Raw genomic sequence first — 24,252 nt, 5'->3', positions numbered from 1 at the left:
TTAGTTATTGGCGCGTTCCCGGGCTTCAGCCAGTACGCGGCGAGCCAGCACACCGGCCATTTCTTTTCGATACTCGGCGCTACCGCGATAATCGCCGACAGGTTGCGCTTCGGCTAACACGCGCTCCACGACGGCGCGCAGTTTATCTTCACTCCACGGCTGGCCTTCCAACAAAATTTCGGCGCTTGTCACACGCAGGGGTTGGGCAGAATCTCCGGCGACAGCCAGCCTCACGTTTCGACACAGGCCGCTCTCAACGGACAACTTCGCGGCGGCGGCCACAATGGCCTCGTCACGCGGCGAGCGGGCCACTCGCGCCAGGGCCGCGCCCGGGCTTGGTTGCGGCGAGCGCGGCAGAACAATTTCGGCTAGAGGATCACCGGGCGCGCGGGTTGCATCCAACACCAGCAAGGCCAGCTTCACTTCGGGCGGGCCGTCTTTTGCCTGCGAAGCCCCGCCAATCGTCGCCAGGTTGCGAAGCGTGAGGGGCGCAACCAACCGGGCGGCTTCGGCCAGCAGGCCATGCGCTTCACCTTGCACTTCCGGCGACTCGACAATCGCTTGCAGTGGCGTGGCGGCTCCGATTCGAATCGCCGCATCGCTCGCGCGAATATAGTTGAGTTCCAACCGGCTCACGTCTACCACCGTATCCAGGCCCGCAAACGGATCGTCGGGCAGACGCGGCCCAAACATCAGCGGTGTTGCCCCTGGCTGGCGCAGGGCGGCCTGGGCGGCGGGCAAATCTTTGGGGCGTTGATACTCGCGAATGGGCATAGGACACCTTTACAGCAACCCCGGCAGAACCGCGTAGAACTCGGTCGCCTTCACCATGTCGTCCAGCGACACCGAGTCGTTCACGGTGTGGGCCGTCACTTCGTCGCCCGGCCCGAAACCAATGGATGCGATCCTGGCCTTGCCTGCCCAGTAAATGCCATTGGTGCTAAAACTCCACTTGCCGCTCAGCGCCTCGGCCAACCCGATGAGTTTGCGCGCCGCCTGCCCGGCTTGCACCAGCGGGTGCGAGTCCTCGTAAGCCCAGGCCGGAAAGTATTTGTCCACCGGGAAGACGAAGCCGGTGTACGACGGGTTTTGGTAGAACATCTCCTCAACGGTGATTGAACTGCGATGTTCGGGCGGGATGAGCGAACGCACTTGCTCAATGGCGGCATTCTTGTCCTCGCCAAACGTCAGGCGGCGGTCAATGAAAACGGTGGCTTCGTCGGGCACAGCGTTGATGCTGGGGGTCTTCACCTGCATGTCGCTCACAGTGATTTTGCCGTGGCCGAGAAATTCGTGGTCGCCTAATTGCGGCTCCAGGTCACGGATGCCGGCGAGCAGTGGGAGCAGTTTGTAGATAGCGTTGTCCCCCAAATGGTTGCTGGCCGCGTGGGCGCTCTTGCCTTTGGACACGACCTTGATCTCCACCCGTCCTTTGTGGCCGCGATAGACCTGCATCCGCGTCGGCTCGCCAATCACCACAAAGTCGGGGCGCACTTTAGGATCCACTTCGGCGAAGGTGTTGGGAGCAATGCCATCGCACCACTCTTCCATGTTGCCAAAATAGTACGCCGTCCAGCCGTCTAGCAAACCGAGATCGCGGGCAATAGCCAAACCATAAACCATGCCCGGCGTGCTACCCTTCTCGTCGCAAGCGCCGCGCGCGTACAAAACCCCATCTTCCACTTTGCCCTCAAACGGATCCCATTGCCAGGCCGAGCGGTCGCCGATGCCGACGGTGTCAATGTGCGAGTCGAACACAATCTTCTTCGGCCCATTGCCAATGCGCCCGACCGTGTTGCCCATCTTGTCGAAGCGCACCTCGTCGTAGCCAAGCTTCTTCATTTCGGCCTGAATGCGCTCGCCCACCGGCCCGATCTGCGAGTCCATCGAGGGGATGGCGCAAATCTCGCGCATGAATTTGATGAGGGTCTCGCGTTGCTCGGCGACGCGGGATTGAATTTGTTTGACGGTTTCGGGCGTAACTTTGGTTGTCATGCTGATACTCCTTGAGAGTTTGTTGTTGAATTTCCAGGTTGAGGCCGCCTTTTGTCCACCCCGGCCAGGATTGCTTCCAAGACTCCGCCGCCCACGGCCCGGGCTTTGTCGGAGATGGTGAAACAGTAGTCAGGGCGGCCACGCGGGTCAAGGTCGCCCACTTTCATCCCGGCGGTGACGGGGATGCCGTCGTGTAAAATCCCGCGCAAGACGCCGTCGAAGGTGGTGATGATCGGTTGGCCGGCGACGCTTGCCAGCGCCTCACCGGCTTTGATTTTGTCGCCGATGCGAGCGTGACCGATGAACAGGCCATCACTCGGAGCGCGTAGCACACGCTGACCGGTAAAGCCTTGCACGGCTTCGGGCTGGCCGGTGTCGGTTTCGGCGCAACCCTGCCAGTAGACGCGGCCCAGGTTGTGGCCACGATTAGTCTCCACCACCGCGTGGCAATTTTCTCCGGCGACAAAGCCCGGCCCGATGCCAATGACGAGCGGCGCGTCGGTCAGGCGCGTGTCGAGCGGTTGTTTCGCCATGCGAGCATCCACGACGATGGGCGGCTGAAGGCGGGGGAGGGACAGGCCAACGTCATCCACCAGCACGGCGACTTCCCCGACGTTGATGCAGATCAGCGCCGCTTGAAGATCAGGTGCGCGCCTGGCCGTGATCCCTTCAACCTCGATCTCGCCTTCGTAAACCGCCTCGGCAAACGCGACCGCCCGGCGCACGGTGAGCGGCTGAGGCAGTTCGGTGACGAGCACGGCCAGCCCGGCGCGGCGCAGGCGGTGGGCGATGCCGGTAGCGAGGTCGCCGCCGCCGCGAATGAGCACCAGCGGGGCCGCCGCCAAAGTTTGCATCATGCTTGGGTGAAGGTGTCAATCATCAAATAGGGATCGCTCATTGGATAGAGGATCGGGCAGGTGCAACCGCGCTTAATGTATTCCTGCACTTTGGCTCGCGCTTCGTCGGGTGTGCCGGTGGCCGAAATCTTCAGCACGAAGTCGTCGGGCACGAACTGCATGGCTTCGTGAACCTGCTCTTTGGTGGCCGGCCAGCCGAGGATGGATTGCACTTTCTTGACGATGTCTTCGCTGACGCCGGAGGCTTTGGCGATGTGCGGCTGTTGGGCAAGGTACTGGGTGAGCAAGACTTTGGCCGCCTCAATCGCTTTCTTGCGGTCGTGATCCACCGAACACACGACCAACTGCGGGCGGTCAATGTCTTCGAGCCGCCGCCCGGATTTCTTCGCGCCCTTATCAAGCAGTTCGAGGGCTTTGTCGTTATATTCGGGCGGCACACAGTAGTTGAGCACCGCGCCGTCGGCGATCTCGCCGGTTAGTTCCATCATCTGGTCGCCGGTTGCCCCGATGTAGATCGGCACGTTGCGCGGCTCGCGGCGGCCATGCACCACGTCCAACTCAATGCCGGTCACGTGGTGAAACTCGCCATGAAAGGTGACGTTCTCCATCCGCAACAAGCGGCGCATAACCTCGATGGTCTCGCGCATGGCCAGCAGAGGCTTCTTGCGCTCGATGCCGACATTTTTCGCCAGCGGATCCCACCAGGCGCCAATGCCGCAGATCATGCGATTGGGCGCAAGATCATCCAGCGTCAACCAGGTGGCGGCCAGCAGGCCGATGTTGCGCGTCCAGTTGTTGATCACGCCCGATCCAATTTTGATTTTGGAAGTGGTGGCGGCGAAGGCCGCCATGGGCACAACGGCATCGCGCACCAGCCGGCTCTCGGCCTGCCACACCGCCTCGAAGCCCTTGCTCTCGGCGTACTGCGCATATTTGATCCCGTCTTGCAACGGGTGAGCGTCCTGCAAATAAAGAGCGACTCGCTGAGTCATGCCTGCCTCCTGTAGGATTAGTTGATGCCGGTGATTTTGATGCCCGACGATTTGACTTTGTGTTTCTGATTAAGGCCGATGAGGACTGAAGTGAGGCCCTCGACCACCACGGCGTTGGCGAGCGGCCCGGCGTCCCAGGCCTTCATTCCGGCATCGGCGGCCAACCCGATCACCACTGCCTTCGCCTCTTTATCATCGCCGCACACCAGCACATCGCAATCAATTGCGCGGTCAGGGTCTTTGAGATGTTCGGCAGAGATGCTCTGGAAAGCTGTCACCACTTTGACATTGGGACCAAGCAAGTTCTGCGCTTCCTGGCTGGCCGACCCAGCGGCAGGCATTTGCACCCGTGACACTTTGGGCGGGACGAGGGGCACGGTCACATCCACAAAGATTTTACCCTGCACGGCCTCGCGCACGCTTTCGAGGGTGGGAGCGTGGGCCGAGTACGGGACGGCGATCACCACAATCTCCGCCGCCTGAGCCGCCGCCGGGTTTTCAAGGCCGCGAACGCTGTTCGCGCCGAGTTGCGCGTTGAGTTCATTGGCCGCGGCCTCGGCCTTCTCCGCCGCGCGCGAGCCGATGATGATGGTGTGCCCGGCTCTGGCCCAGCGCGCTCCAAGCCCAAAGCCTTCGTGGCCGGTGCCACCGAGGATAGCGATTGTCGTCAATGTGTGTCTCCTGTGAGGGATTGCCTGTCCCTATCATAAAGCAATTTACCCAAGGACAACATCTCGCGCTTGTCTTAAACCACAACTCCTGGGCAGGGACATTGTACAATTGCACAACTTAGCCCGTCAAACAAAAACGCTTCTTTGGTTTACGCCGAAGACGCGCTTTCGGGCAATTTACTGCCTGATTCTATAATCAAATTCGACAATTGTGTCACTGCCAAACAACAAGTCGAATATACTTGGGTCTATCACAAGGAGGCACACCCATGGAACTCTCAACTGTCAAGATCGAAAAACCGGAAACCATCAACTTCATCCTCGGCCAGTCGCACTTCATCAAAACCGTCGAGGACATTCACGAGGCGCTGGTTAACGCCGTGCCGGGGATCAAATTCGGGCTGGCGTTCTGTGAAGCCTCGGGCAAGTGTTTGATTCGCTGGACGGGGACGGACGAGGCGATGATCGAACTGGCTCGCCGGAACGCCCAAACTGTGGGCGCCGGACACAGCTTCATCATTTTTCTGGGCGATGGCTTTTACCCGATCAACGTCCTGAACACGATCAAGGCCGTGCCTGAGATATGCGGCGTTTTCTGCGCGACGGCCAACCCGGTGGAGGTCGTCATCGCCAAAACCGATCAAGGCCGGGGCATTCTCGGCGTGGTGGACGGGTTCTCGCCCAAAGGCATTGAAGGCGACGAGGACATTGCCTGGCGCAAAGGCTTCCTGCGGCAGATCGGCTACAAGTCATAGCCCTGCAATGAACTCCTGCAAGGAAACACCCTTCCGGGAATCGCCCAGAAGGGTGTTTCGGTTAAAAAGACGAAGATTCTTAGGGAAAATCACGATAGCACTAATTATAAATTGACAAATGTGGAATTTGTCTTAAAATAACAGGCTGAAGCTGGCAGGGGTTTATCAAAGAAAGGCAAGTTTACAATGAACGTCTCACGTTATCCTAAATTCAACGACCATCCTTATACTCAACGGCCTGTTCTAGCGGCCTACAGCGGCACGCCATTTGGCGAACTGATTTGGCTCGCCATCCCGGTGATCGCTTTCCTGCTATGCCTGCTGTTTCGCTAATATGCCAACTGTTGCACTGGACGACACCGATCGTAAAATATTGGATTTGCTCCAGCGCGATGCGCGCATGACCAACGCCGCCATCGCCGCCGAAGTGGGCCTCACCGCGCCCTCGGTGTTCGAGCGCGTCCGCAAACTCGAACAGCGAGGCGTGATCGGCGGCTACACCGTCCGCGTCGATCCGGCCGCCCTTGGCAAAACAATGACGGCCTTCATTCGACTCACGGCCGCCACTGATGAAAAATACGGCCCCGGCATCGAAGCCGTCAGCGACGACCCCGACGTGCTGGAGTTGTACAACGTAGCCGGCGAAGACTGCTTCATCCTCAAAACCAGGGTGGGCGACCCAGGCGACTTGCACGCCTTGCTCAACCGCATTCGCTCGCGCCTGACGGTGACGCGCAGTGTGACCATGATCGCCCTGGCCGCCATCAAAGAAGACGGGGCGCTCAACGTGCTGGGCGCGCCGGCAGAAGCCAAGCCTGAAACGACAACTCGCAAACAAAGGAACGGTAAATGAAACTCAAGGAATGGATCGCCTTCGCCCTGCTGGGCCTCATCTGGGGCTCATCGTTTTTATGGATAAAAGTAGCCGTGTATGAGATTGGGCCGTTCATGCTTGTTGCCCTGCGCCTGCTCTTCGGCCTTCTCGGTCTAATCGTCGTGTTGAGCTTGCAACGACAATCATTTCCACGTGACCGCCGCGTTCTGCTGGCCTTCCTGTTCATGGGCGTTTTCAACACCGCCGTTCCTTTCGTCCTCATCTCGTGGGGCGAAACCAAAATTGACTCGGGGCTGGCTTCCATTCTCAACGGAACCGTGCCGCTGTTCACCATCGTCATCGCCCATTTCTGGTTGGGCGACGAAAAGATCACCCCGGCCCGCATCGCCGGCCTGGTCATCGGCTTCATCGGCGTGGTAGTGCTGGTAAGCCGGGACATCGGGCCGCAAGGGATTCACGGCAATCTTTTCGGACAACTGGCCGTGATCGCCGCCTCGATTTGCTACGCCACCGCCATCACCTTCTCGCGCAAATATCTCCGGGGCCAGCCGCCGGTGGTTCAGTCCACCATGATCCTGCTCATCGCCGACGTGATGTTGTGGATCGTCACCCCAGTCGCCGAGTCGCCACTGCGATTCCCGGCCCTGCCGCTCACCTGGCTCGCCGTGGCCTGGCTGGGCGTTTTAGGCTCGTGCGTGGCTTACTTGCTATTCTTCTATTTGATCAACGCCTGGGGGCCGACCCGGGCTTCGGTGGTCACCTACGTTTTTCCCGTCATCGGCGTGATTCTTGGTATCGTCTTTCTCAAAGAAGTGGCCGACTGGCGGCTGATCGCCGGCACGCTTTTGGTGGCCGGGGGCATCGTCGTTCTGAATATGAAGCTGTTCGTCAAACAAGTGGCGGTTGCCCCGGCCGCCGATTGAGCCGGGGTTTCCATCAAAAGCCTCTCACCAGACTGGTGAGAGGCTTTTTTATTTGGGCCAGTGATTTGTCACCAGCAAAACATGATTTCCATCACTGAGCAGTCTCGGTCTCATCGGATAAAGTTTGGGAGTATTCCGACCGGATAGAGATTACTTTGCTTATGAAGCATACCGACTTTTTGATCACAACTCCAAATTTATCCAGGCAGGAGCATCTTATGAGGCTAAGCAAGTGGATCATCATTGCCGGCCTCGTTCTGCTGGTCGCGGTTGGCGGCGCCGCCGCCTGGCTGACGCTGAAAAATGCTCACACGTTTTCTGGTGTGGCCGCCAGCCCGCCTGCCGTCGCCGCTAATTTCACCCTCACCAACGGCGACGGGCAAATTTTTTCGCTCGACGATTTACGCGGCCAATGGATTCTGCTGTCTTACGGTTATACCTCCTGCCCGGATGTGTGCCCGGCCACGCTGGCGAATTTGCGGCAGGTGAAGGAGGCGCTCAGCCCGGCCCAGGCCGAACAGGTGCGAGTGGTTTTTGTGACGCTGGACCCGGAGCGCGACAGCGCCGACATTTTGAAACGTTACGTAGCCCATTTTGGAGCCGACTTCATCGGGCTGACCGGCTCGCCGGACGAGGTGGCGGCGGCGGCGCAAGCCTACGGCGTTAAATACGAAAAGAAAATATCGGTTTCAGCGGCTGGTTATCTGGTGAGCCACTCGGCTTACGTGTACTTGATCGATCCTCAGTTCCGCCTGCGGCTCACCTTTCCTTTTGGCGTTCGTTCACAGGAGATTGTCAGCGATCTCAATTACTTGATCTCTCGCAGTTCACAGAAGGATGAATGAAACTCATTGCGAGATTTCTGGTGGCAGGGTTTCTTTTTCTAACGCGACAGCGAATTGTTCGCCGTCACGCAAGTGCAGGCTTCGATCTTCAAGGCCGGGAAGTCGTAAGTGAGCGTGCCTTTGTAAGGTTCGTCAGCTACGTGGGCCATCCAGCCGCTCAACACAAACGGCATCGGGCCATCCACCGGCATCCACTCGCCGTTGTAGCGCCGGGCCACGTGGACGTGCGTGCCGGTGGCCCGGCCCCCTTCACACGACGGGTGACCTAGCATATCGCCGGTCTTCACCACCGACCCGGCTGCCGCCAGGTCGTCGCTTCCCATGTGGTAATAAAACATCACCCAGCCGGTGCGGTCGTCGCCATCGCCGTCCAAGTCCAGCACCACCGCCGACTCGCTGCTGCGCGTGATCAGGCCGTCGCCCACCGCCGTCACCCACTCCGTCGAGTAACCGCACCCGCCCGTTACCGCCGGCGGGGCAAAGTCCAGCGCGCCCCAGGGTGTGTTGTCACCCCAAACCGGGTGTGGCCCGCCGGTGTAACTCCAAATTTTGCCAACCAAAAACGGCAGGGCCAGGTCGGGCTGTTGCAGGTTGGCGGGGATGATGGTGATTTCATTCATGAATGGATCGCCGAATAACTTGTGATAGGCCGCGCCAAATCCGTCCGGGGAAACCGCCACTGTAAATTCTTCCGAGTCCATCAACGCCCCGAAGAGCGTGTGCAGGGCCGCCGTGCCCGCGTTCTGCCAAAAGTCGAGGCGCTCTACGTGCCCGTCAGCCAGGCTCACTTCCACCCGTTCGCCGCTCCGCCAGCCATAGTAGCCGCGGGTCAACTGCTCTGCCGCCCACACCAACTGCTTGTGCAAACCGGTCTGCAAAGGGTCGCGATGTCCGAGTGGATAAGTGAAATCGGACACCCCCGGCTGAGTGAGCGCGCCGGAGCGATACTCGACGAGGGCCAGCAACAGGCGCGGGCTGATTGAATAATCGCGCGCCACGCGCTCGACGATCTCCCAACTGGGCCGCGTCTCCTCTTCGGCATATTCCGAGTAGCGGCTGAGGAAGCCGTTGTACTCCAAAATGGTTGCTTTAGCCGAGAAATGTTTCTGGCTCGCGCTTGCTACCAACTCGCTGTCGGGGATGAGGTGATAGGGCGTGCCGATCAGCGGCGCATAATAAGCGGGCAGAGTCAGGGCCTGGCCGGGCGGTAGCGTGCCGTAAGTTGCAAAATCAAAATCGGGGTTGAGTTGTTGAACGGCTTCGGGCGAGGTGTTGAAGTGCGCGGCCAGGGCGATCAATGTGTCGCCCGGCTGGACGGTGTAAGGCAACACCTCGCCAAACTGCCAGCGGACGCGAGTCGGCAACGGGGTGGCGGCCAACGGTTGGGGGGCGTGTTCGGTGGGCAGAGCCTGAGTCGGCGGCGGGGGCAGGGTTGCCGCCGGCGGCGTTGCGGCCCCTCCGTTGCACGAGATCAGCAACAAGGCAAGAATCAAAACCGGCGCGAGCAAACGCATACGCGCCGGAATATACCATAAACATATTGCGTATTCCGTTGAAGAAGTTTACGAAATACGCAACACGTAATACGTCGGGATTTGCGCCGGTTACTGCACTACCAGCGCCGTCACCATGCCAAACATGCCTGCCGCCGACTCGGCATGAGTGAGGATGTGGCAGTGGAAGGCCCACGCGCCTGCTTCGGTGCAATCTACGAGCACATCATAGCGTTCGCCGGGCGCGACGTTGAGCGTGTCGCACATGTAAGGATTAGCCAAATTCCAGCCATCCTTGGAAAACACCTGCTGTGGCAGACCGTGCAAGTGCATTGGATGGATGAGCAGGCCTTCGTTCATGTAGCGAATTCGAATCCTGTCACCCAGTTTGGCGACGATGGGCTGGGTGTAAGGGAACGACTTGCCGTTAATAGTCAGGCCAATGCCGGTGTCGTTGAGTACCATCGTATACTCGGCGTCATAGTCCGGATCGGCGCTCCTGTCTTTCGGCTCGATGATAAACGGCGCTATCAAGCCTTTGGTCACCTGCTCGGCGGCGTTGTGGTGCGAGTGATACATGTGCGAGCCGGGGTTGCGGGCGGTGAACTCGTAGGTAAACGTCTCGCCATTTTTGATCGGCGGCTGAGTGACGAAAGGCACGCCATCCATTGAATTGGGAACCAGCACGCCGTGAAAGTGAATAGCCGTGCTTTGCACCATCTCATTCTTCACCACCACTCGCACTTTGTCGCCCTCGGTGATGCGAATCTCCGGGCCGGGGACGATGCCATTGTAAGCCATAGCATCAATGCTCTTGCCCGGTTCGATCTCCCACTTTACATCTTTGCATGTCACTTCAAAAACTTTGAAGCCGTCCACTTCGGTGAACGGCAGCTTCGCGCCCCAGAAGCTGGGGTCTTTGCCGATGCCGGCCAGGAAAACATCAACCCGTTCCTTGTGTTTATTGTCCATCTCCTCGGCGGTCTCGCCCTGAGACTGGGTGCTTTCCACGTGCGCCGTAACATTGGTGGCGGTGGGCGGCACGGGCGCCGAGCCGGCGCAAGCCGAAATACCGGCGGCGGCCCCGGCCAGTCCGGCGACTTTGAGAAAATTGCGGCGTGAAAGATTGTCGAATTGCATTGAAGGTCTCTCCTTTGAAAGTGAATCGAAGTGGGTAATTTCTATTTGAATAGCCGCCATTCTACCGATTCAGGTTAAAGGTCGTAGTGCCAGATGTACCGTCCATCCTGTGACATTCTTCAGGGAGTCGTAAAGAAGCCGTGATCGACTCTCGTCCACGACCACATGGCCTTATTCCAGGTTTTGGCCGACTCAGTTGTGGAGATGCTCTCTGGCGAGTCTCAGAGCGCGGCGGATTTCGGCTTCTTTGGGATCAACGGCCAGGGTGATGCGGGTATCGTTTTTGAGGAGAGCGAAAAGCTGGAAGGTTTTGTAGGGGCGGCTGGCGGTGGTCAGTTGAGCGATGTCGAACTGCTTGACCTCAGAAAACTTCACCGTGCCGTCGAATCAGTTCCAGCCGGTGACCCCGACTTTTCACTCACAAACCCTCTCGCTTGCCAGGCGGCGTAAAGCACAATGGAACCGGCGACGGCGGCGTTGAGGGATTGAACGTGACCGCGCATAGGCAGGCGAATGAGCAAATCGCACTTCTCGCGCACCAGCCGCCGCAGGCCGCTGCCTTCGTTGCCCACCACAATCGCCAGCGCCCGGTTGAGGTCAACCTGCCCCAGCGTTTGCGAATCGGGCGCCAGGTCGAGGCCGGCGATCCAAACGTCCGACTTCTTGAGCAAATCAATCGTGCGCGCCAGATTGCCCACGCGAGTCACCAGCATGTGTTCACTCGCGCCCATCGAGGCGGTGACGACGGCGGGCGTGATCTCGCCGCTACCTTTGTCGGGCATCAGCACGCCATGCACGCCGCAGGCTTCGGCAGTGCGAAGCAGGCGGCCTACGTTGGCCGGGTCTTGCACCTGATCGAGCAACAGCAACAGCGGTTGCTCGCCTGCCGACTCGGCGCGGGCCAACACCTCGTCGAAGTCGGCGTAAGGATAAGGGCCGACTTCGAGGGCGACGCCCTGGTGGTTGTCGCCGTGGCTGATAACGTTCAGGTCTTTGCGGGGCTTGCGATCCGTTTTGAGGTTGCGCTTTTTGGCTTCGGCCAGCACTTCGCGCAGAGAGTCCTGGTCGGCATCGTCGGCGACGAATAGTCGTCGCAGGTCGCGCCGCCCGGCGCGCAGGGTTTCGAGGACGACGTTGCGGCGGTAGAGAAACTCACTCATGGAAAATCCCAAATCCCAATTTCCAAAATCCCAACATCAACGTTTTGAATTTTGGTCTTGGGGTTTGGGATTTAGATTTTCCAGGTTGTTCCATCTTTGCCATCTTCAAGCGTCACGCCCAACTCGGCCAGGCGTTTGCGAATGGCGTCGCCCGTGGCAAAGTCTTTGCGCTTGCGGGCTTCGGCCCGAAGTTCGATGAGAAACTGGATGAGGCCGGCTTCGCGCTCAGCGTTGGCGTCGCTGGAAGATGAAGCCGCCTCTGGAATGACGCCCAGCACCTGCCCGCCAACTTCGCGATAGAAGGCGTCAATGGCTTCGAGCGATCCGCGCGCAGGGGATGTGTCGGCGTTGAGCAGGGTGTTGACGATCTTGTTGAACTCGAACAGCCCGGCCAGGGCGGCGGCGGTGTTGAAGTCGTCGTCCATCGCGGTGACGAAAGCGGCGCGGGCGTCGGCAATGGCGGCCTCCACCCCAGAGTCGGTTTCACCGGCAAGGCCGGGGGCGCGGAGTCGTTGTCGCGCCGTCAGCGCCGGGGCCGCGAGTCGCTCCCAGCCTTTGCTGGCCGCTTCCAGGGCCTCGTCCGAAAAATCAATCGGCCCGCGATAGTGGCCGGTGAGGATGAAGAAGCGCACGGCCTCGGGGCGGTATTTTTTGAGGATGTCCTTGACGGTGACGAAGTTGCCCAGGCTCTTGCTCATCTTCACGCCTTCGACGGTGAGTGAGCCGGTGAGCATCCAGTAGTTGGCAAAGGGCTGGCCGTTGGCGGCTTCGCTCTGGGCTACTTCACATTCGTTGTGCGGAAAGATGTTGTCCACGCCGCCGCCGTGAATGTCGAACGTTTCGCCGAGGTACTTGGCCGACATGGCCGAGCATTCGATGTGCCAGCCGGGGAAGCCCCAGCCCCAGGGGCTGGCCCAGCGCAAAATATGTTCGGGCGCGGCTTTCTTCCAGAGGGCAAAATCTTCGGGGTGGCGCTTGTCGCTTCGCACCTGCTCGCGCGTGCCTTCTTCCAATTCTTCCACTTTGCGCCCGGAGAGTTTGCCGTAGTCCTTGAACGACGAGACGTCGAAGTACACCGAGCCGTCCGCTTCGTAGGCGTTGCCCTTTTCGATGAGGGTCTTGATCATCTCGATCTGCTCCGGCACGTGGGCGCTGGCGCGGGGCGAGATGTCGGGGCGCTGGACGCCGAGGGCGTCCATGTCTTCAAAGTAGGCGCGGGCGTACTTCTCCACAATTTCCATCGGCTCCACGCGCTCGCGGGCCGCGCCTTTGAGGATGCGGTCTTCGCCGCTGTCGAGCAGGTGGCCGACGTCGGTGATGTTTTGCACGTAGCGGACGTTGAAGCCGCGCCAGCGCAGGTAGCGCACAACCGTGTCGAAGGCCACGTAGGTTTTGGCGTGGCCGATGTGCGAATAGTCGTACACCGTCGGGCCGCAGACATACATACGCACCCGGCCTTCGACCAGCGGTTTGAATTCTTCTTTTTTGCGAGTGAGGGTGTTGTAGATGATAAGAGGCATAACAATAACTAATAACCAATTACCAATTACCAATTACACAAAATTGGTTATTGGTAATTGGTTATTACGAACGATCCGGCTTGGCAAAAATCATCCGCCCGGCGGCGGTTTGCAAGACTTTGGTGACGATGAGGTCTACATTCTGGTTCATGAGGCGGCGACCGTCTTCCACCACCACCATCGTGCCGTCATCCAGGTAGCCCACGCCCTGCCCCTGCTCTTTGCCTTCCTGAATCACTTTCACCGTCATACTTTCGCCGGGCAGGACGACGGCTTTGACGGCGTTGGCCAGGTCGTTGATGTTGAGGACGGTGACGCCCTGGATGCCGGCGACTTTGTTGAGATTGTAATCGGTGGTGAGGATGGCGCTGTGGAGTTGCTTGGCCAGGATGACCAGCTTGTCGTCGGCTTCGCGTACACCTTCCACGTTCATGTCGGTGATGCGCACCGGCACGACTGATTCTTTTTGCAGGCGGTTGAGGATGTCCAGCCCGCGCCGCCCGCGATTGCGGCGCAACACGTCCGACGAATCGGCGATGTGCTGAAGCTCATTGAGAATGAAGCGCGGCACCAGCATCGGGGCGGAGATGAAGCCGGTCTGGCTCACGTCGGCGATGCGCCCGTCAATGATCACGCTGGTGTCGAGCAAAATGCTGGCCGCCCCTGCGGAGGGTGTTCCGCCGGCGGCGTCTTCTTCGTTGTGTTGGGCTGGCAGGCGGTCACGGAAGAGGGTAAAGATGTCGTGCTGGCGCATCACAAAAACTGAAATGCTCAACCAGCTAAACAACAGCACGGCCACAAAAGGCAAAACGCGGCCCAGAGGCGCGGGAAGCAAAGAGAGCGGCACCGACACCAGCGCCGCAACGCCCAGGCCCACAATCAACCCGGCCATCCCGGCCACCAGCACTCGTGTCGGCAACAACCCGATCTGGTTGCGCAGCCAGCGAGCCGGGCGGGTGGTCAGATAGGGAGTCGCCACCAGCCCGGTTAACGCTCCCACTGCGGCGAACACCACTGCCCAGAAGTCGCGCGACAAGCCAAAAAATTCGGCCACCGAAAAGCCGAGAAAGCCGCCGCCGATGCCCAGAGCAAACATTCCAATAATTCTGAAAACAAATTCGACGCTCATGATGAATCCCGCCTAACAAACAAAAAGGTGAGTACCCGGCCTGAGGGTCTCACCCAAGATGAAAAGTTTTGTTTTGACGTGCAAAGAAGAAAATAAAGTTCTACAAACTACACAATCAACACAAAACAAGGCCAGGTAGACAGGCAGAGGAATAATAAAAATAAATGAAACTGCTGTCTGTGGGCTAATCTTAACATACCGCCCAACAAAAGTCAAAATTTTTGGCCTTGCACGTACTTAATCATCATTCCGCTTTGGCCGGCCAAGCGCAACATCAATGGCTTCGTGGGCCGAACGGGCTTGAATGATTTCGATCCCGTCCGGAAACGGCTCGCCCCGGCGCACGGTTTTGGGGATGATGGCCCGGCGGAACCCAAGTTTGGCCGCCTCTTTTAATCGGGCCGTGAGTTGCCCCACCGCCCGCAATTCCCCCGACAGGCCAATTTCACCCACCAGAGCCAGGTCTGCCGGAACAGGCAAGTCGCGCACCGACGAGGCAATCGCCATGGCCACGGCCAGATCAACCGCCGGCTCTTCCACTTGCAACCCGCCAATCACGTTCACAAACACATCCTGGTCGAATAACTTGAGGCCAATACGCCGGGCAAGCACGGCGGTGATGAGCAGGAGGCGGTTGAAATCCACGCCGTTGGGCGTGCGGCGCGGGTTGCCAAACGCCGTCGGGCTGGTGAGGGCCTGCACTTCCACCAGCAAAGGCCGCGTCCCCTCCATCGTCACGGCAATGGCCGAACCGGGCGCGTTCACCATCCGTTCGGCCAAAAACGCCTCGGACGGATTCAACACTTCCACCATGCCATTGCCCCGCATCTCAAACACGCCAACTTCGGACGTAGGCCCAAAACGATTCTTCACCCCGCGAAGCAGGCGATATGACTGATACCGATCGCCTTCGAGATACAGCACCGTGTCCACGATGTGCTCCAGCACGCGCGGCCCGGCAATCGTCCCTTCCTTCGTCACGTGGCCGATCAGGAAGACGGCATAGCCGTTGCCTTTGGCCGAACTGGTCAGGCGCATGGCGCACTCGCGCACCTGGCTCACCGATCCCGCCGCCGAACCGATCTCGCCTGTGTAAGTCGTCTGGATCGAGTCCACGATCAACAACTTCGGGTTGACCGCCTCCACGTGGGAGAGGATGAGGTCAACGTTGGTCTCGGTGACCAGGTATAGATTCTCAGAAAGGGCCGCCGTCTTTTGGCTGTCACTGCTTTGCGCCAATCGCAAAGCCCGCATCTTAATCTGCCGCGCCGACTCTTCGCCTGAAACATACAACACCGGCCCGGCGATCTCAGCCATGATGGTCGCCACTTGCAAGAGCAAAGTGCTTTTGCCAATTCCCGGGTCGCCGCCCACCAGCACCACCGAGCCGGGCACGATGCCGCCGCCCAGCACCCTGGCGAATTCGTCCATAGGCAGAGGAAGCCGGGCCTCGGCATCTCCCTCGATTTCTGAGAGCTTGAGCGGGCGTGAGGCGGCCACGCCCAGCGGCCGGCGGTCGGCCCCTTTGGCCGGCTCGGCCACGATCGTCTCAACCATTGTGTTGAACTCGCCGCATTGAGGGCACTTGCCCATCTCGCGCAGCGTTGTCCGGCCACAATTCTGGCAGATCCATTGGGTTTTGGTTTTTGGCATAGCACAACCTTTCCAACGCGATTAAAGCGCAGAATGGCAGAGATTGCAATTGAGGGTGGAAGTGGTGAAGAGAGGGGTGTCAGCTAAACGCCAAAGCCGACAGTTGTAGATGTCGGCTTAGAGGCACAAACGAATTCTTTTACGCGAAGCGGACCCGACGGGTGTTGAACAATCCCCGCGATAAATGAACCCTTGTGCTAAGCCAACATCGTTGATGTAATTTTACATTTCCAGTGCGCCTGTTATAACATTTTCCGAGAGGAAGTCAAGGACGAAATGATGTTTGTCTTAAAGTAAGTTGTTTACTTATGCCCAAGTCTCCAGGATAAAGTCGTCGGCGAATGGATTGATTCCATTCCAGTTTTCCATAACCTCGTGCTGAACAAAACAAGAGATACCGAGCTTGTCGCGGCTTCTTGCTCACCTTTGTCTAAAGCAACAATTATTCACTCCATCAATCTTTGAACAATAGCAGATGTGGTTACCGGAGGCCCCAACACTTCCTCTGCATCACGGTTTCGACGCCAACCGGAACCGTCCGCCAGTTCAGGATCGTCAAGAGGCCGCATCTTACTGTACGGCGCTATCAATACGGTTCCATCGATATACCAACGAATCGACCATAGTTTTGATGTGTTTTTCCAGACCATCCCACCATTACCGTCCCAGAGTCTATTCGATTCGTGATCGGGCGAATCTTTAACCAGGGGCCGACTCCTCATTCGCGCCACCTCAATAGCTTTCTCAAAACTTTTAAGGTCACTCTTCGATACTTGCTCAACGGGAGCCATGCTCTTCCAACTTAGATTCGAAAGCTGGATCATGCCAGTCACATAATATTGCTCATCCACTTGGTAAACTTGAATATGGTGAGCGATGCGAGGGCGAGATATTGTCATTCTACGGGATCTCCTTAATAACAAGTTGAACACCTTTGCTCGATGCATATTCTTCAAGTTTCAGCAGCGACTCGACTTGCTCGTTTGAAGCCTTGCCTGCCGGTATGCCTAACACTAGCGCAAGCTGGTCAATGTCGTCACGTGACACAGCGATTTCCTCTCCATTCTGGTGCCAAATAGTGTCATCAAAGTCGCTCAGATCATCGATATATGACTCCACTTTGCTTTCCATTTTACCGGTATCTTCGTATGTTTCAGCGGTAACATCCAGTGTCTTGAGACTCGTAGCTGTCCCAGTATCAGAGTCGATGTCATCGATGGTAGGGAAGTTTCCTCCAATGTTTGCCTCCTCAAGTTCCTCAAAGTCGCGACCGCGATTAAAAGGCGTTTCTTCCCACAGACTATCTCGGCCTAGCATATCCCGCACCTCATCAACATCAATTTTCTCCCATTCCGACTCTTTTGAGTCGTCAACAACAACTTGGTCTGTCAAGCTACCATAGCCACCAACGGAGCCATCCCCCCGGTCGACGTCATAGTCAGCTATGTTTACGTCACCAACATCGTAATCACCCACATCATACTGCCCATCATCAATGTCCCACTTATAGGATAGCAAATCGGCATCATAATCGATATCTGTGTCGAAACCGTTGTCTAGGCCCGTGTCGTAGCCAACATCATACACATCGCCGACGTAAAAATCCCCGGCATCGAATCCAGCATCAAAGGCAGCAAAATCCATTTCCATGACAAATCACTCCAGTCATCATTCAGGATACGACCGGTGGAAACTGCTAAGCATGTTGACGTAGTTGCCCAGTCGCTGACGCCATCGTGCGGCGGGATGATGTCCAATGGCCACTGTTATGTGGACTAAGTTACAGTAGACTACATCCTCGGCTTGACCTTCACCTAGAGGAATTTCGTTGTTGATGATTAACTGTGTTCCGAGTTGGCCGAGGCGTAACCATAGATCATTAGGGTCATCGCTGGTTTCAAGGACTTGGATCATTGGTGCCTCGAATTTTTCTCGCCATGCTTTGGCAGAACGCAAAGCATTGATCTGCTTGCCATATAAACAACGCCCTGTTTTCCAAAGCGGAAGGCAACCAACACAGTACGGAAATGGGAGATGGCCAGGCCCGAACGAAGACGACACGGCCGGGACTGACGTTGAACGGCTCTCCAGTCTATGTTCTTCCGGCTCTGACGCTATCAGTTTTGAGGTGGCATTCGGCTGCGGCTGTTGATCTTCGAAATCTTTGGCGTGCTGCCTAAGCAAGTCCTCAGTCTTGTGCGATTTATCATGTGGATCTGATCCTGATGGTTGATTCATAAGCTGCTCCTCGACTGAATCGATTTTAACGAGACACGCCTCACCTAGTTCTTCGCTATGTACAACCGCCTGACCTAAGGTGAGGCGGGACAAATGTTCAATTTGGGCCGACGTCAATCCCATGGCGTTGCCAACAGCACGTCGATCATCATCAGCTAAGAGACGGTGTACAAACTTCAAATTAGATCCCTTAATCACATCTGGGACCAGTTTGTTTGGTACCTGATCTACTATGATAAACCCTTCCCCGTAAGCGCGCATCTCAGCCATCATATCAGCGAACATTTCCACCGCTTTGCCCCGGGTGTTGGCAATTTCGGATGAGACTAAAATAGGTACGTTCCGGAGAAGCCGGTGCGCTTCTTCAATAAGGGTCACATGGCATAGATCGTTGCTAATCTTTCGGGTCTGACAAGCTTCGTATAGCCGAATAAATAGCAACGCCATCAGAAAAGCCTTCTCGTCGTCGTCTCCAACTCGGCGCAACTCTAGCACGACCGGGCGATCAAGCAGCGCCTGAAACGGTGTCGAGCGTTGAGTGTCCAACATCAGACCCTTGGTGCCCTGACACAGACTGCCAATGCGAGCCTTGAGCGCTGCTGTAAGATCACGAGCTATGCGCTCGTCATAGCCCTTACCTTTGACGACCTCATCAATCTTGTCGCGCAAATCGCTCAGTCTAGGTAGATAGGTGCGATGATCCTCGCCAGAGTTTGGCTTGAAGCGATCATTGGTCGAGTCCGTGATATTCCACCCGCGCTCTTGGTAAACAGCCAACATGGCTTCCTCCAGCAGATAAGGCATGGAGGCATACATTGGAAACGCAGCATTGAAGACCGCCTTCAACAAGTCTATATGTGTTAATAGCGGGAAATCTGGTTCAAACTCAAATGGATTGAGACGAAAAGGTGCAAGCGATTCATCATTTAACGTGAAAACCACTAGATCTTTACCAAGGCTTCGAGAGTTCAATAAGAGGCGATATTCCGTCTTGGCAGGATCGATAACTAAGAACTTCAGTTGTTGACTTTGGTGGCCATTTGCGAGCAACGCCAGACATGTGTTTGTCTTCCCCGAGCCGGTCAAGCCGGTGACGAATGTGTGCCGGGTCAAGCTTTTGGAAGAAATGGCGATCCGTGATGGGAGCTTTTCTCCACGATATAGCAATGAGCCAATCTCCGTACCCTTGATAGCGGGGGGATTGAGATTAAAATCTGCCACTGGCTTCAACTTCAAGCCTGGAACTTCTCGGTTTGGGAAACTGACCAGTATTGATAACTCGTCGGTAGTTAGCGGTGTCCCCAGACTTTGATATTCCTGGCCTAACGGATGTTCAATGGATTGACGGTTTTCGCCCGGTATGGCTTTCAAGGCGGGTATTCGCAAATTACCGAGAGCTCTGCGTACTTCGAGATTCTTTTCTAAGTTTAATATGCGAATAGGTTCGAAATAAGTGTTCTGCCCAGAAAAAAGCGCTCTTGAAATCCACTGAGCGCGCAAAAACGTATTTCGGTCATCACTTGTCAGAAAGACGCCCGTGTTCCAAAATCCCAAGCTTCGTCCCGATTGCAGTCGATTAATATAATGCTCTAAAAGCTGCTCGCAAAACTGCGCCGTTTTATCGAGTCTTTCCTGCGTTATCGAGGCGCTTACGCCTCGCGTGAAGCCAATCGTGTCGGATATAGATTTGCTGACACTTCCAGACACCGACAAAATTGCTGAGATCAACTGGGAAGTCCCTAAAGTAAATTGTTCCGATTTCCCTCTAGTGGTTTGTTTTGACGCGGTCTCGCTCCGGGAAATTGAACGCGATTGAAGCACAAGTGCGTGAACTTGTTCGCTAATTAAGCGTGCCTGATTAATCAAGTGATTCACGCGCTCTTCCAAAATGGGCTCAGCCAACACCAGCAATGTATAGGCCTCCCCACGTAATGCATCTACTAGCCGATCAATGCTTTGGCCAAACGCTTCTTGCCAGTTTTCCTGTTGGCGCAAGGACGGAATGCCAGTGATAGCAGCAAGGTAATGACTCTTTTGCATTGGGTCAAGGATACACACTTTATAATCGGCAAAATCGACATCGTGGTACTGTTCGTCCGCCTGCTGGCTCAAAACAATCCCCGGATAATTGCTTCGTAAAGCCCGGTGCATAACATTGATATACTCGTCTGTTGGGGTGATCGAATCCAGACGAGAGCGCCGTACCCCCATCAACAGTTTAACCTGCTCCCCATTACTTGTAGCGACATAAGCAAGCGAATGGCTCCCGTCGCGCAGGCTACTTAAAACATTCTGCATGTTTGCCAAGTGGAAACTACGAGCTACATCTTGAGTATATGCAACCTCAAAAATCTGCAAAAATCGTGTTTCTGCTTCCAAAGCTGCCGGTGTAGTAGACTGAATCTGATATTTATGAATGTCAAAGCTCTCGTACCAACGCCGCTCCAGCGTGTCTAATAGGGAGGCCGGTAAACGCCGGTTTACAAGCTCATCAACCGCTTCAGGGGTTAAGGTTTGAAGGGCGAAGGTCGTTTCTTCAGAATCTGCGGCCATCGTGCTGCCTCCTATTTCCAATGACATGGTTTAATGTTGCCGGGTTGAATCCCAATCAAGGATCGCAATGGTGCCTTCACCCATGCCCCAGATGACAAGCCCGGCAATCACCGGTTTAACCAAACAAAACAGCGTCTCCGTGAAAGGAGCAAGCGCGGTCGAAAGGCCAATAGACAAGGCCAGTAGCCCGATGACAAGTAGGATAATCAAACCATCCGTATATTTGTAGCCATAGCTCTTCGCAATTTCAAGCATCATATAAACTTCAATTGCCATGAGAAATGGCCATGACCCAAAAGGCAACCAGACCAGTGCCAATGCAACCCCAACCCCGATAAGCACCATAAGCCGGATTGTTTTCCTGGCTTTGGCGCGCCTATCTTGCCTTAACGTCTCTGGCGGAACTGGGGGAGGCAAAAGAGGTGGCGGTTTACCATCCTCTTTCGAAGGCACTGTGCCAATATCTGTCGTGTTTTCAATTTTCACGGCAGATTCGCTTACCCTTGTAAGTGGCGGCTTAAAACCACTTTGGGCTAAAGACAGGCCGAAGACCACGGCCAAATCGGGTTGATCTGGGAGAAAAACTTTATCGCGACCCCATTTTTGTTGAGTAGCTTCCAAAACAAACGGCCAGTGGGCGCTTCCACCTATCAAAACAACGCGCTCAATAGGTTCTTTCTCCAACTCGATTACCGGATTCGATTCAAGCAAAGCGTAAAACTCCTGAATAGCTGGTCGACACACGCCTTCAAAAATCTGTGTTGACAATTGAATTGGTTCTTCAAGGCCCAAACGATGAAAGTCAGAATGTACAGTGTTGCGTGTTTTTGACAAGCTTTCTTTTAACTCCTTTAGGAGCAATAAAATTGCCTTGCGGCGATTTGGATCAGGTTCATTTGCATCTTTCCAATAAGCCGGAAGCCACCAATCACGATAAAGTTGTTCATCAAGGTGATTGCCTCCCCAAACTAATGAGAGCGATTTCTTAATTTCCAAGTTGGCATCCCCAAGAGGTTTATGCACCATTGTCAAGCGTGTAGTTGCCCCACCCACATCCATCACAAGCCATGATTGTGATTGATCTAATAATTGTATATTTTCCTTGTATAACATACACAAGACTGCTGCCAGCGCGTCTGGATAAAGCATTACTTGGCCGAATCCACTGCTTAAACTTGCTGCTAGCAATTGCGCTTCCTGGCTATTTGCTGGCCAGTTTGCAGGAATTCCAGCCGAAATTTGGAATGCATTGGAAAGCTTACCAACGACGCGAAAATGTGTTCGCAAGCGCTCCGCAAGCGTTGCGCCAATTGCCGTAATCGACCGTTGGGAATTCAAATCGTGCTGTTCAACACCTAACATTGGGCGATCGCAGAGCAATATGTCAGACGTGGCCTCTATTAAGCGAATAACTTCCTCGCTATCCACAGTTTGCGGAGGCATAGTGTCTATTCTTGCGATCGATTCAACATATGTGCGAGAATGCACCCCGAAAACCTGCAATTGAGGTGGTGTCAAGTCCTCTGGTTTCTGAATACCTGCCATACCAGAGGTATATGCCAGGCGGGCATAAGTATTCCCAAGGTCTAACCCAATAAATTTAGTGAGAGCCATAACGGATCATCCTGTTATATCGTCAACAAATGACTTAGAAGTAATAAAGCAACTGCAAAGAAATGAAAGGGATCGTAGGGGAGGTGGCTTGAAGCTTAAATTTCGTCAAGAGCTTCTATCCCGCTTTGGCGGGAAAGCCCTCCTCTCACCAGGCCGATAATGGCTATAGTTGCCAGAGTTGAGTGTCCAAGAAATCCAAGCATTATCCCCCAACCCTGATGACTGCCTGCCAGTGTAGCAATCAGGCACAACACAAAATCTGAGGAGTATCCGAGAGTGTCGAGGGCGTGGAACTGAAAGATACTGAGCAACAGGCTGACGCCCGATACCCCAGCCAGGAAGGCATCCAAGAGTCGGGCAAATGAGTGTCGGTGTATGACTATCCGAACCAGGACCAGCAGCACTGCCAACGGATAAGACAAAGCTAATGACCATAACCACAGCGTAACAGGGAACGTCCCGATGAGGAATTGCCAGGCGAACAGGCTCTCGCCGCGCGCCAGTGCGGCGGCAACAGCACTCCACGGCGAAGCGCTGATAAGCGTGCTGAAGTTACAGCCGGTCACACACCCCAGTGCTTCTAAAAGTGGCCGAAACAGCGCCACTAGCGAACCATCCATCCAGCCGAGATTTTCTGTATAAAAAGTAGGGGATTGTGGGCTAACCCACGGCCCTAGAAAGCCGATCACGATCGGCAAGCTGACGCCCGCCAATCCCAATTCGATTGGGCCAGGTGTAATTGAACGGGGGGGTGGTGAAAAATCAGGCTCTGACATTTGGGTTGGAGAAGAGTCGATGATTACTCAAATAAGTCGCTGCTAAATCCTGCCGAACCATCTGATGATTCGGATGACGAGTGAGATGCTTGCCAGAGGCCAGACACCATCAAGCCAATCAACCCTAACATCGCGAAGTACGGGCCAATGCCAACCTGGGCGTTTGTGAGCAGAGCAACCAGACCGGTGGCGAGCCGGCCACGACTGCCCCAAGCATCCAGGGCGTTGAGATTGAAGATTAGCCCTAACAGCGCCATGCCCGCAGAAATGGTTTGAGCGAAGCCAAGCCGGCTGCGCCATGCTACCGGAAGGAAGGCCGCTGTAATGCTCGCTACGAGTGACGCGAGCGCAACCAACCCTGGCAAAATCAGCATGAAACGTTGGGCAAAATCCAAATTGAGTTCAAACATCACCGCCAGCAAACCATTGAGGTTGGCAAGCAGGCTCAGCGTGTTAAAGACAGGCCCTAACCATGCGATCCATCGGCTATTGATAATGAAGGAGAGAATCGGAAAGACATCGAACAATCCGCCCATCAAGCCGTCGAGCAGACCGCTGTTGAGGAACTCCCACGGCGCCAGTTCAACCCAACTAAGCAGCAAATAGGCCCCAACTACCCCCCAAATGCCAGGCAAATGCGCCAAGACATGGCGGGTTCTGTAAGAGGTGCCACGCCCGGCAACGATTGAGCCTAAGGCGGTTAGCCCGGCAATGAACAGGTGGAGAAGCAGGCCTAACATCAATCTCTAAGATTTTGGCTTGTCACCAAGTTTCGGTTTTTCGGCCTCATGAACCCACTTGAGCTTGACAACATAGCCCGACTCCACCCCGGTCGCAGCCAGCCCCCAAACTCCGGCTTCGGCATTGAATTTCAGACTCAACTCGACCTCTACTTCTCGAGGGCGCTGGAACAGATCGAGTTCATCAATTTTTTCGCGCAAAATGATGATGTTGGTTTTGACTACATCTAAAAAACCAGGTTTTAGTGGTTGAGGTGGCGGGGGTTCATTGCTTCGCGACTGAAGCACAGAGTATGTCTGTTGGGGCACCTCAATCCAGATTGAATTTCCATCACCTGATTTGTATTCAAGCATAGGCATAGC

24 protein-coding genes are annotated in these 24,252 nt (G+C 55.8%); 5 read left to right on the top strand and 19 right to left on the bottom strand.

Annotation, left to right across the window (positions count from 1 at the left end; all coding sequences use genetic code 11):
• Genes HYZ49_05960 through npdG form a run of 5 tightly spaced genes read right to left on the bottom strand, consistent with a single transcriptional unit; the run spans window position 1 to window position 4,536 of the window.
• The gene (locus HYZ49_05960) at window positions 1–774 is read right to left on the bottom strand and encodes an FAD binding domain-containing protein (GenBank protein MBI3241823.1); all 774 of its coding nucleotides are present in this window, start codon (window positions 772–774) and stop codon (window positions 1–3) included.
• Window positions 775–783: 9 nt separating this feature from the next.
• Entirely contained in the window at window positions 784–1,995 is a 1,212-nt protein-coding gene (locus HYZ49_05955) for a YgeY family selenium metabolism-linked hydrolase (protein ID MBI3241822.1), read from the bottom strand.
• A complete protein-coding gene (locus HYZ49_05950) occupies window positions 1,992–2,849 on the bottom strand; it encodes an EF2563 family selenium-dependent molybdenum hydroxylase system protein (protein ID MBI3241821.1) in 858 nt (285 codons plus the stop codon). The genes HYZ49_05955 and HYZ49_05950 overlap by 4 nt, the downstream gene beginning before the upstream one ends.
• Window positions 2,849–3,844, bottom strand: a complete 996-nt coding sequence (locus HYZ49_05945) for an LLM class flavin-dependent oxidoreductase (GenBank protein ID MBI3241820.1) — start codon at window positions 3,842–3,844, stop codon at window positions 2,849–2,851. The genes HYZ49_05950 and HYZ49_05945 overlap by 1 nt, the downstream gene beginning before the upstream one ends.
• Before the next feature lie 17 nt (window positions 3,845–3,861).
• Complete coding sequence (npdG, locus tag HYZ49_05940) at window positions 3,862–4,536, bottom strand: NADPH-dependent F420 reductase (protein ID MBI3241819.1); 675 nt, start codon at window positions 4,534–4,536, stop codon at window positions 3,862–3,864.
• Window positions 4,537–4,784: 248 nt separating this feature from the next.
• On the opposite strand from npdG, the gene HYZ49_05935 reads away from it, so the two are divergent.
• From HYZ49_05935 to HYZ49_05915, 5 genes are all read left to right on the top strand, one after another.
• A complete protein-coding gene (locus tag HYZ49_05935) occupies window positions 4,785–5,270 on the top strand; it encodes an adenosine-specific kinase (GenBank protein ID MBI3241818.1) in 486 nt (161 codons plus the stop codon).
• Between the two features lie 186 nt (window positions 5,271–5,456).
• Window positions 5,457–5,603, top strand: coding sequence for a hypothetical protein (locus HYZ49_05930; protein ID MBI3241817.1), 147 nt, complete (start codon window positions 5,457–5,459; stop codon window positions 5,601–5,603).
• A gap of 1 nt (window position 5,604) precedes the next feature.
• Window positions 5,605–6,123, top strand: coding sequence for an Lrp/AsnC family transcriptional regulator (locus tag HYZ49_05925; protein ID MBI3241816.1), 519 nt, complete (start codon window positions 5,605–5,607; stop codon window positions 6,121–6,123).
• Window positions 6,120–7,028 carry a DMT family transporter gene (locus tag HYZ49_05920; protein MBI3241815.1) on the top strand — a complete coding sequence of 303 codons (909 nt, stop codon included), beginning with the start codon at window positions 6,120–6,122 and terminating at the stop codon, window positions 7,026–7,028. Before HYZ49_05925 ends, HYZ49_05920 begins: the two co-directional genes overlap by 4 nt.
• A 218-nt stretch (window positions 7,029–7,246) precedes the next feature.
• Complete coding sequence (locus HYZ49_05915) at window positions 7,247–7,873, top strand: SCO family protein (protein MBI3241814.1); 627 nt, start codon at window positions 7,247–7,249, stop codon at window positions 7,871–7,873.
• A gap of 38 nt (window positions 7,874–7,911) precedes the next feature.
• Here HYZ49_05915 and HYZ49_05910 read toward each other — a convergent pair whose 3' ends face one another.
• From HYZ49_05910 to HYZ49_05845, 14 genes are all read right to left on the bottom strand, one after another.
• Complete coding sequence (locus HYZ49_05910) at window positions 7,912–9,387, bottom strand: LysM peptidoglycan-binding domain-containing protein (protein MBI3241813.1); 1,476 nt, start codon at window positions 9,385–9,387, stop codon at window positions 7,912–7,914.
• A gap of 90 nt (window positions 9,388–9,477) precedes the next feature.
• The gene (locus HYZ49_05905) at window positions 9,478–10,506 is read right to left on the bottom strand and encodes a copper oxidase (protein ID MBI3241812.1); all 1,029 of its coding nucleotides are present in this window, start codon (window positions 10,504–10,506) and stop codon (window positions 9,478–9,480) included.
• A gap of 192 nt (window positions 10,507–10,698) precedes the next feature.
• A complete protein-coding gene (locus tag HYZ49_05900) occupies window positions 10,699–10,881 on the bottom strand; it encodes a hypothetical protein (protein ID MBI3241811.1) in 183 nt (60 codons plus the stop codon).
• Window positions 10,878–11,666: a 23S rRNA (guanosine(2251)-2'-O)-methyltransferase RlmB gene (rlmB, locus tag HYZ49_05895; GenBank protein ID MBI3241810.1), complete on the bottom strand. Its 789-nt coding sequence runs from the start codon at window positions 11,664–11,666 to the stop codon at window positions 10,878–10,880. The genes HYZ49_05900 and rlmB overlap by 4 nt, the downstream gene beginning before the upstream one ends.
• Window positions 11,667–11,737: 71 nt before the next feature.
• Window positions 11,738–13,186 (bottom strand): cysteine--tRNA ligase, encoded by a 1,449-nt coding sequence (locus tag HYZ49_05890; protein MBI3241809.1) that lies wholly within the window; start codon window positions 13,184–13,186, stop codon window positions 11,738–11,740.
• A gap of 64 nt (window positions 13,187–13,250) precedes the next feature.
• On the bottom strand, window positions 13,251–14,315 hold the full coding sequence (locus HYZ49_05885) for a TRAM domain-containing protein (GenBank protein MBI3241808.1): 1,065 nt from the start codon (window positions 14,313–14,315) through the stop codon (window positions 13,251–13,253).
• A gap of 237 nt (window positions 14,316–14,552) precedes the next feature.
• The gene (gene radA, locus HYZ49_05880) at window positions 14,553–15,968 is read right to left on the bottom strand and encodes a DNA repair protein RadA (GenBank protein ID MBI3241807.1); all 1,416 of its coding nucleotides are present in this window, start codon (window positions 15,966–15,968) and stop codon (window positions 14,553–14,555) included.
• A 446-nt stretch (window positions 15,969–16,414) separates the two neighbouring features.
• Window positions 16,415–16,867: a hypothetical protein gene (locus HYZ49_05875; GenBank protein ID MBI3241806.1), complete on the bottom strand. Its 453-nt coding sequence runs from the start codon at window positions 16,865–16,867 to the stop codon at window positions 16,415–16,417.
• Window position 16,868: 1 nt separating this feature from the next.
• Window positions 16,869–17,618, bottom strand: a complete 750-nt coding sequence (locus HYZ49_05870; protein ID MBI3241805.1) for a hypothetical protein — start codon at window positions 17,616–17,618, stop codon at window positions 16,869–16,871.
• 18 nt (window positions 17,619–17,636) lie between these two features.
• The gene (locus HYZ49_05865) at window positions 17,637–20,759 is read right to left on the bottom strand and encodes an ATP-binding protein (GenBank protein MBI3241804.1); all 3,123 of its coding nucleotides are present in this window, start codon (window positions 20,757–20,759) and stop codon (window positions 17,637–17,639) included.
• A 30-nt stretch (window positions 20,760–20,789) separates the two neighbouring features.
• A complete protein-coding gene (locus HYZ49_05860) occupies window positions 20,790–22,373 on the bottom strand; it encodes an Hsp70 family protein (protein MBI3241803.1) in 1,584 nt (527 codons plus the stop codon).
• Window positions 22,374–22,468: 95 nt separating this feature from the next.
• On the bottom strand, window positions 22,469–23,071 hold the full coding sequence (locus HYZ49_05855) for a hypothetical protein (protein ID MBI3241802.1): 603 nt from the start codon (window positions 23,069–23,071) through the stop codon (window positions 22,469–22,471).
• A 101-nt stretch (window positions 23,072–23,172) separates the two neighbouring features.
• Complete coding sequence (locus HYZ49_05850) at window positions 23,173–23,889, bottom strand: hypothetical protein (protein ID MBI3241801.1); 717 nt, start codon at window positions 23,887–23,889, stop codon at window positions 23,173–23,175.
• Window positions 23,890–23,895: 6 nt separating this feature from the next.
• The gene (locus HYZ49_05845) at window positions 23,896–24,243 is read right to left on the bottom strand and encodes a hypothetical protein (protein ID MBI3241800.1); all 348 of its coding nucleotides are present in this window, start codon (window positions 24,241–24,243) and stop codon (window positions 23,896–23,898) included.
• Window positions 24,244–24,252 lie beyond the last annotated feature (9 nt).

Source organism: Chloroflexota bacterium (assembly GCA_016197225.1).
GTDB lineage: Bacteria > Chloroflexota > Anaerolineae > Anaerolineales > VGOW01 > VGOW01.
Note: the sequence above shows the minus strand (reverse complement) of the source record. Positions and strands in the feature narration are given on the sequence as shown.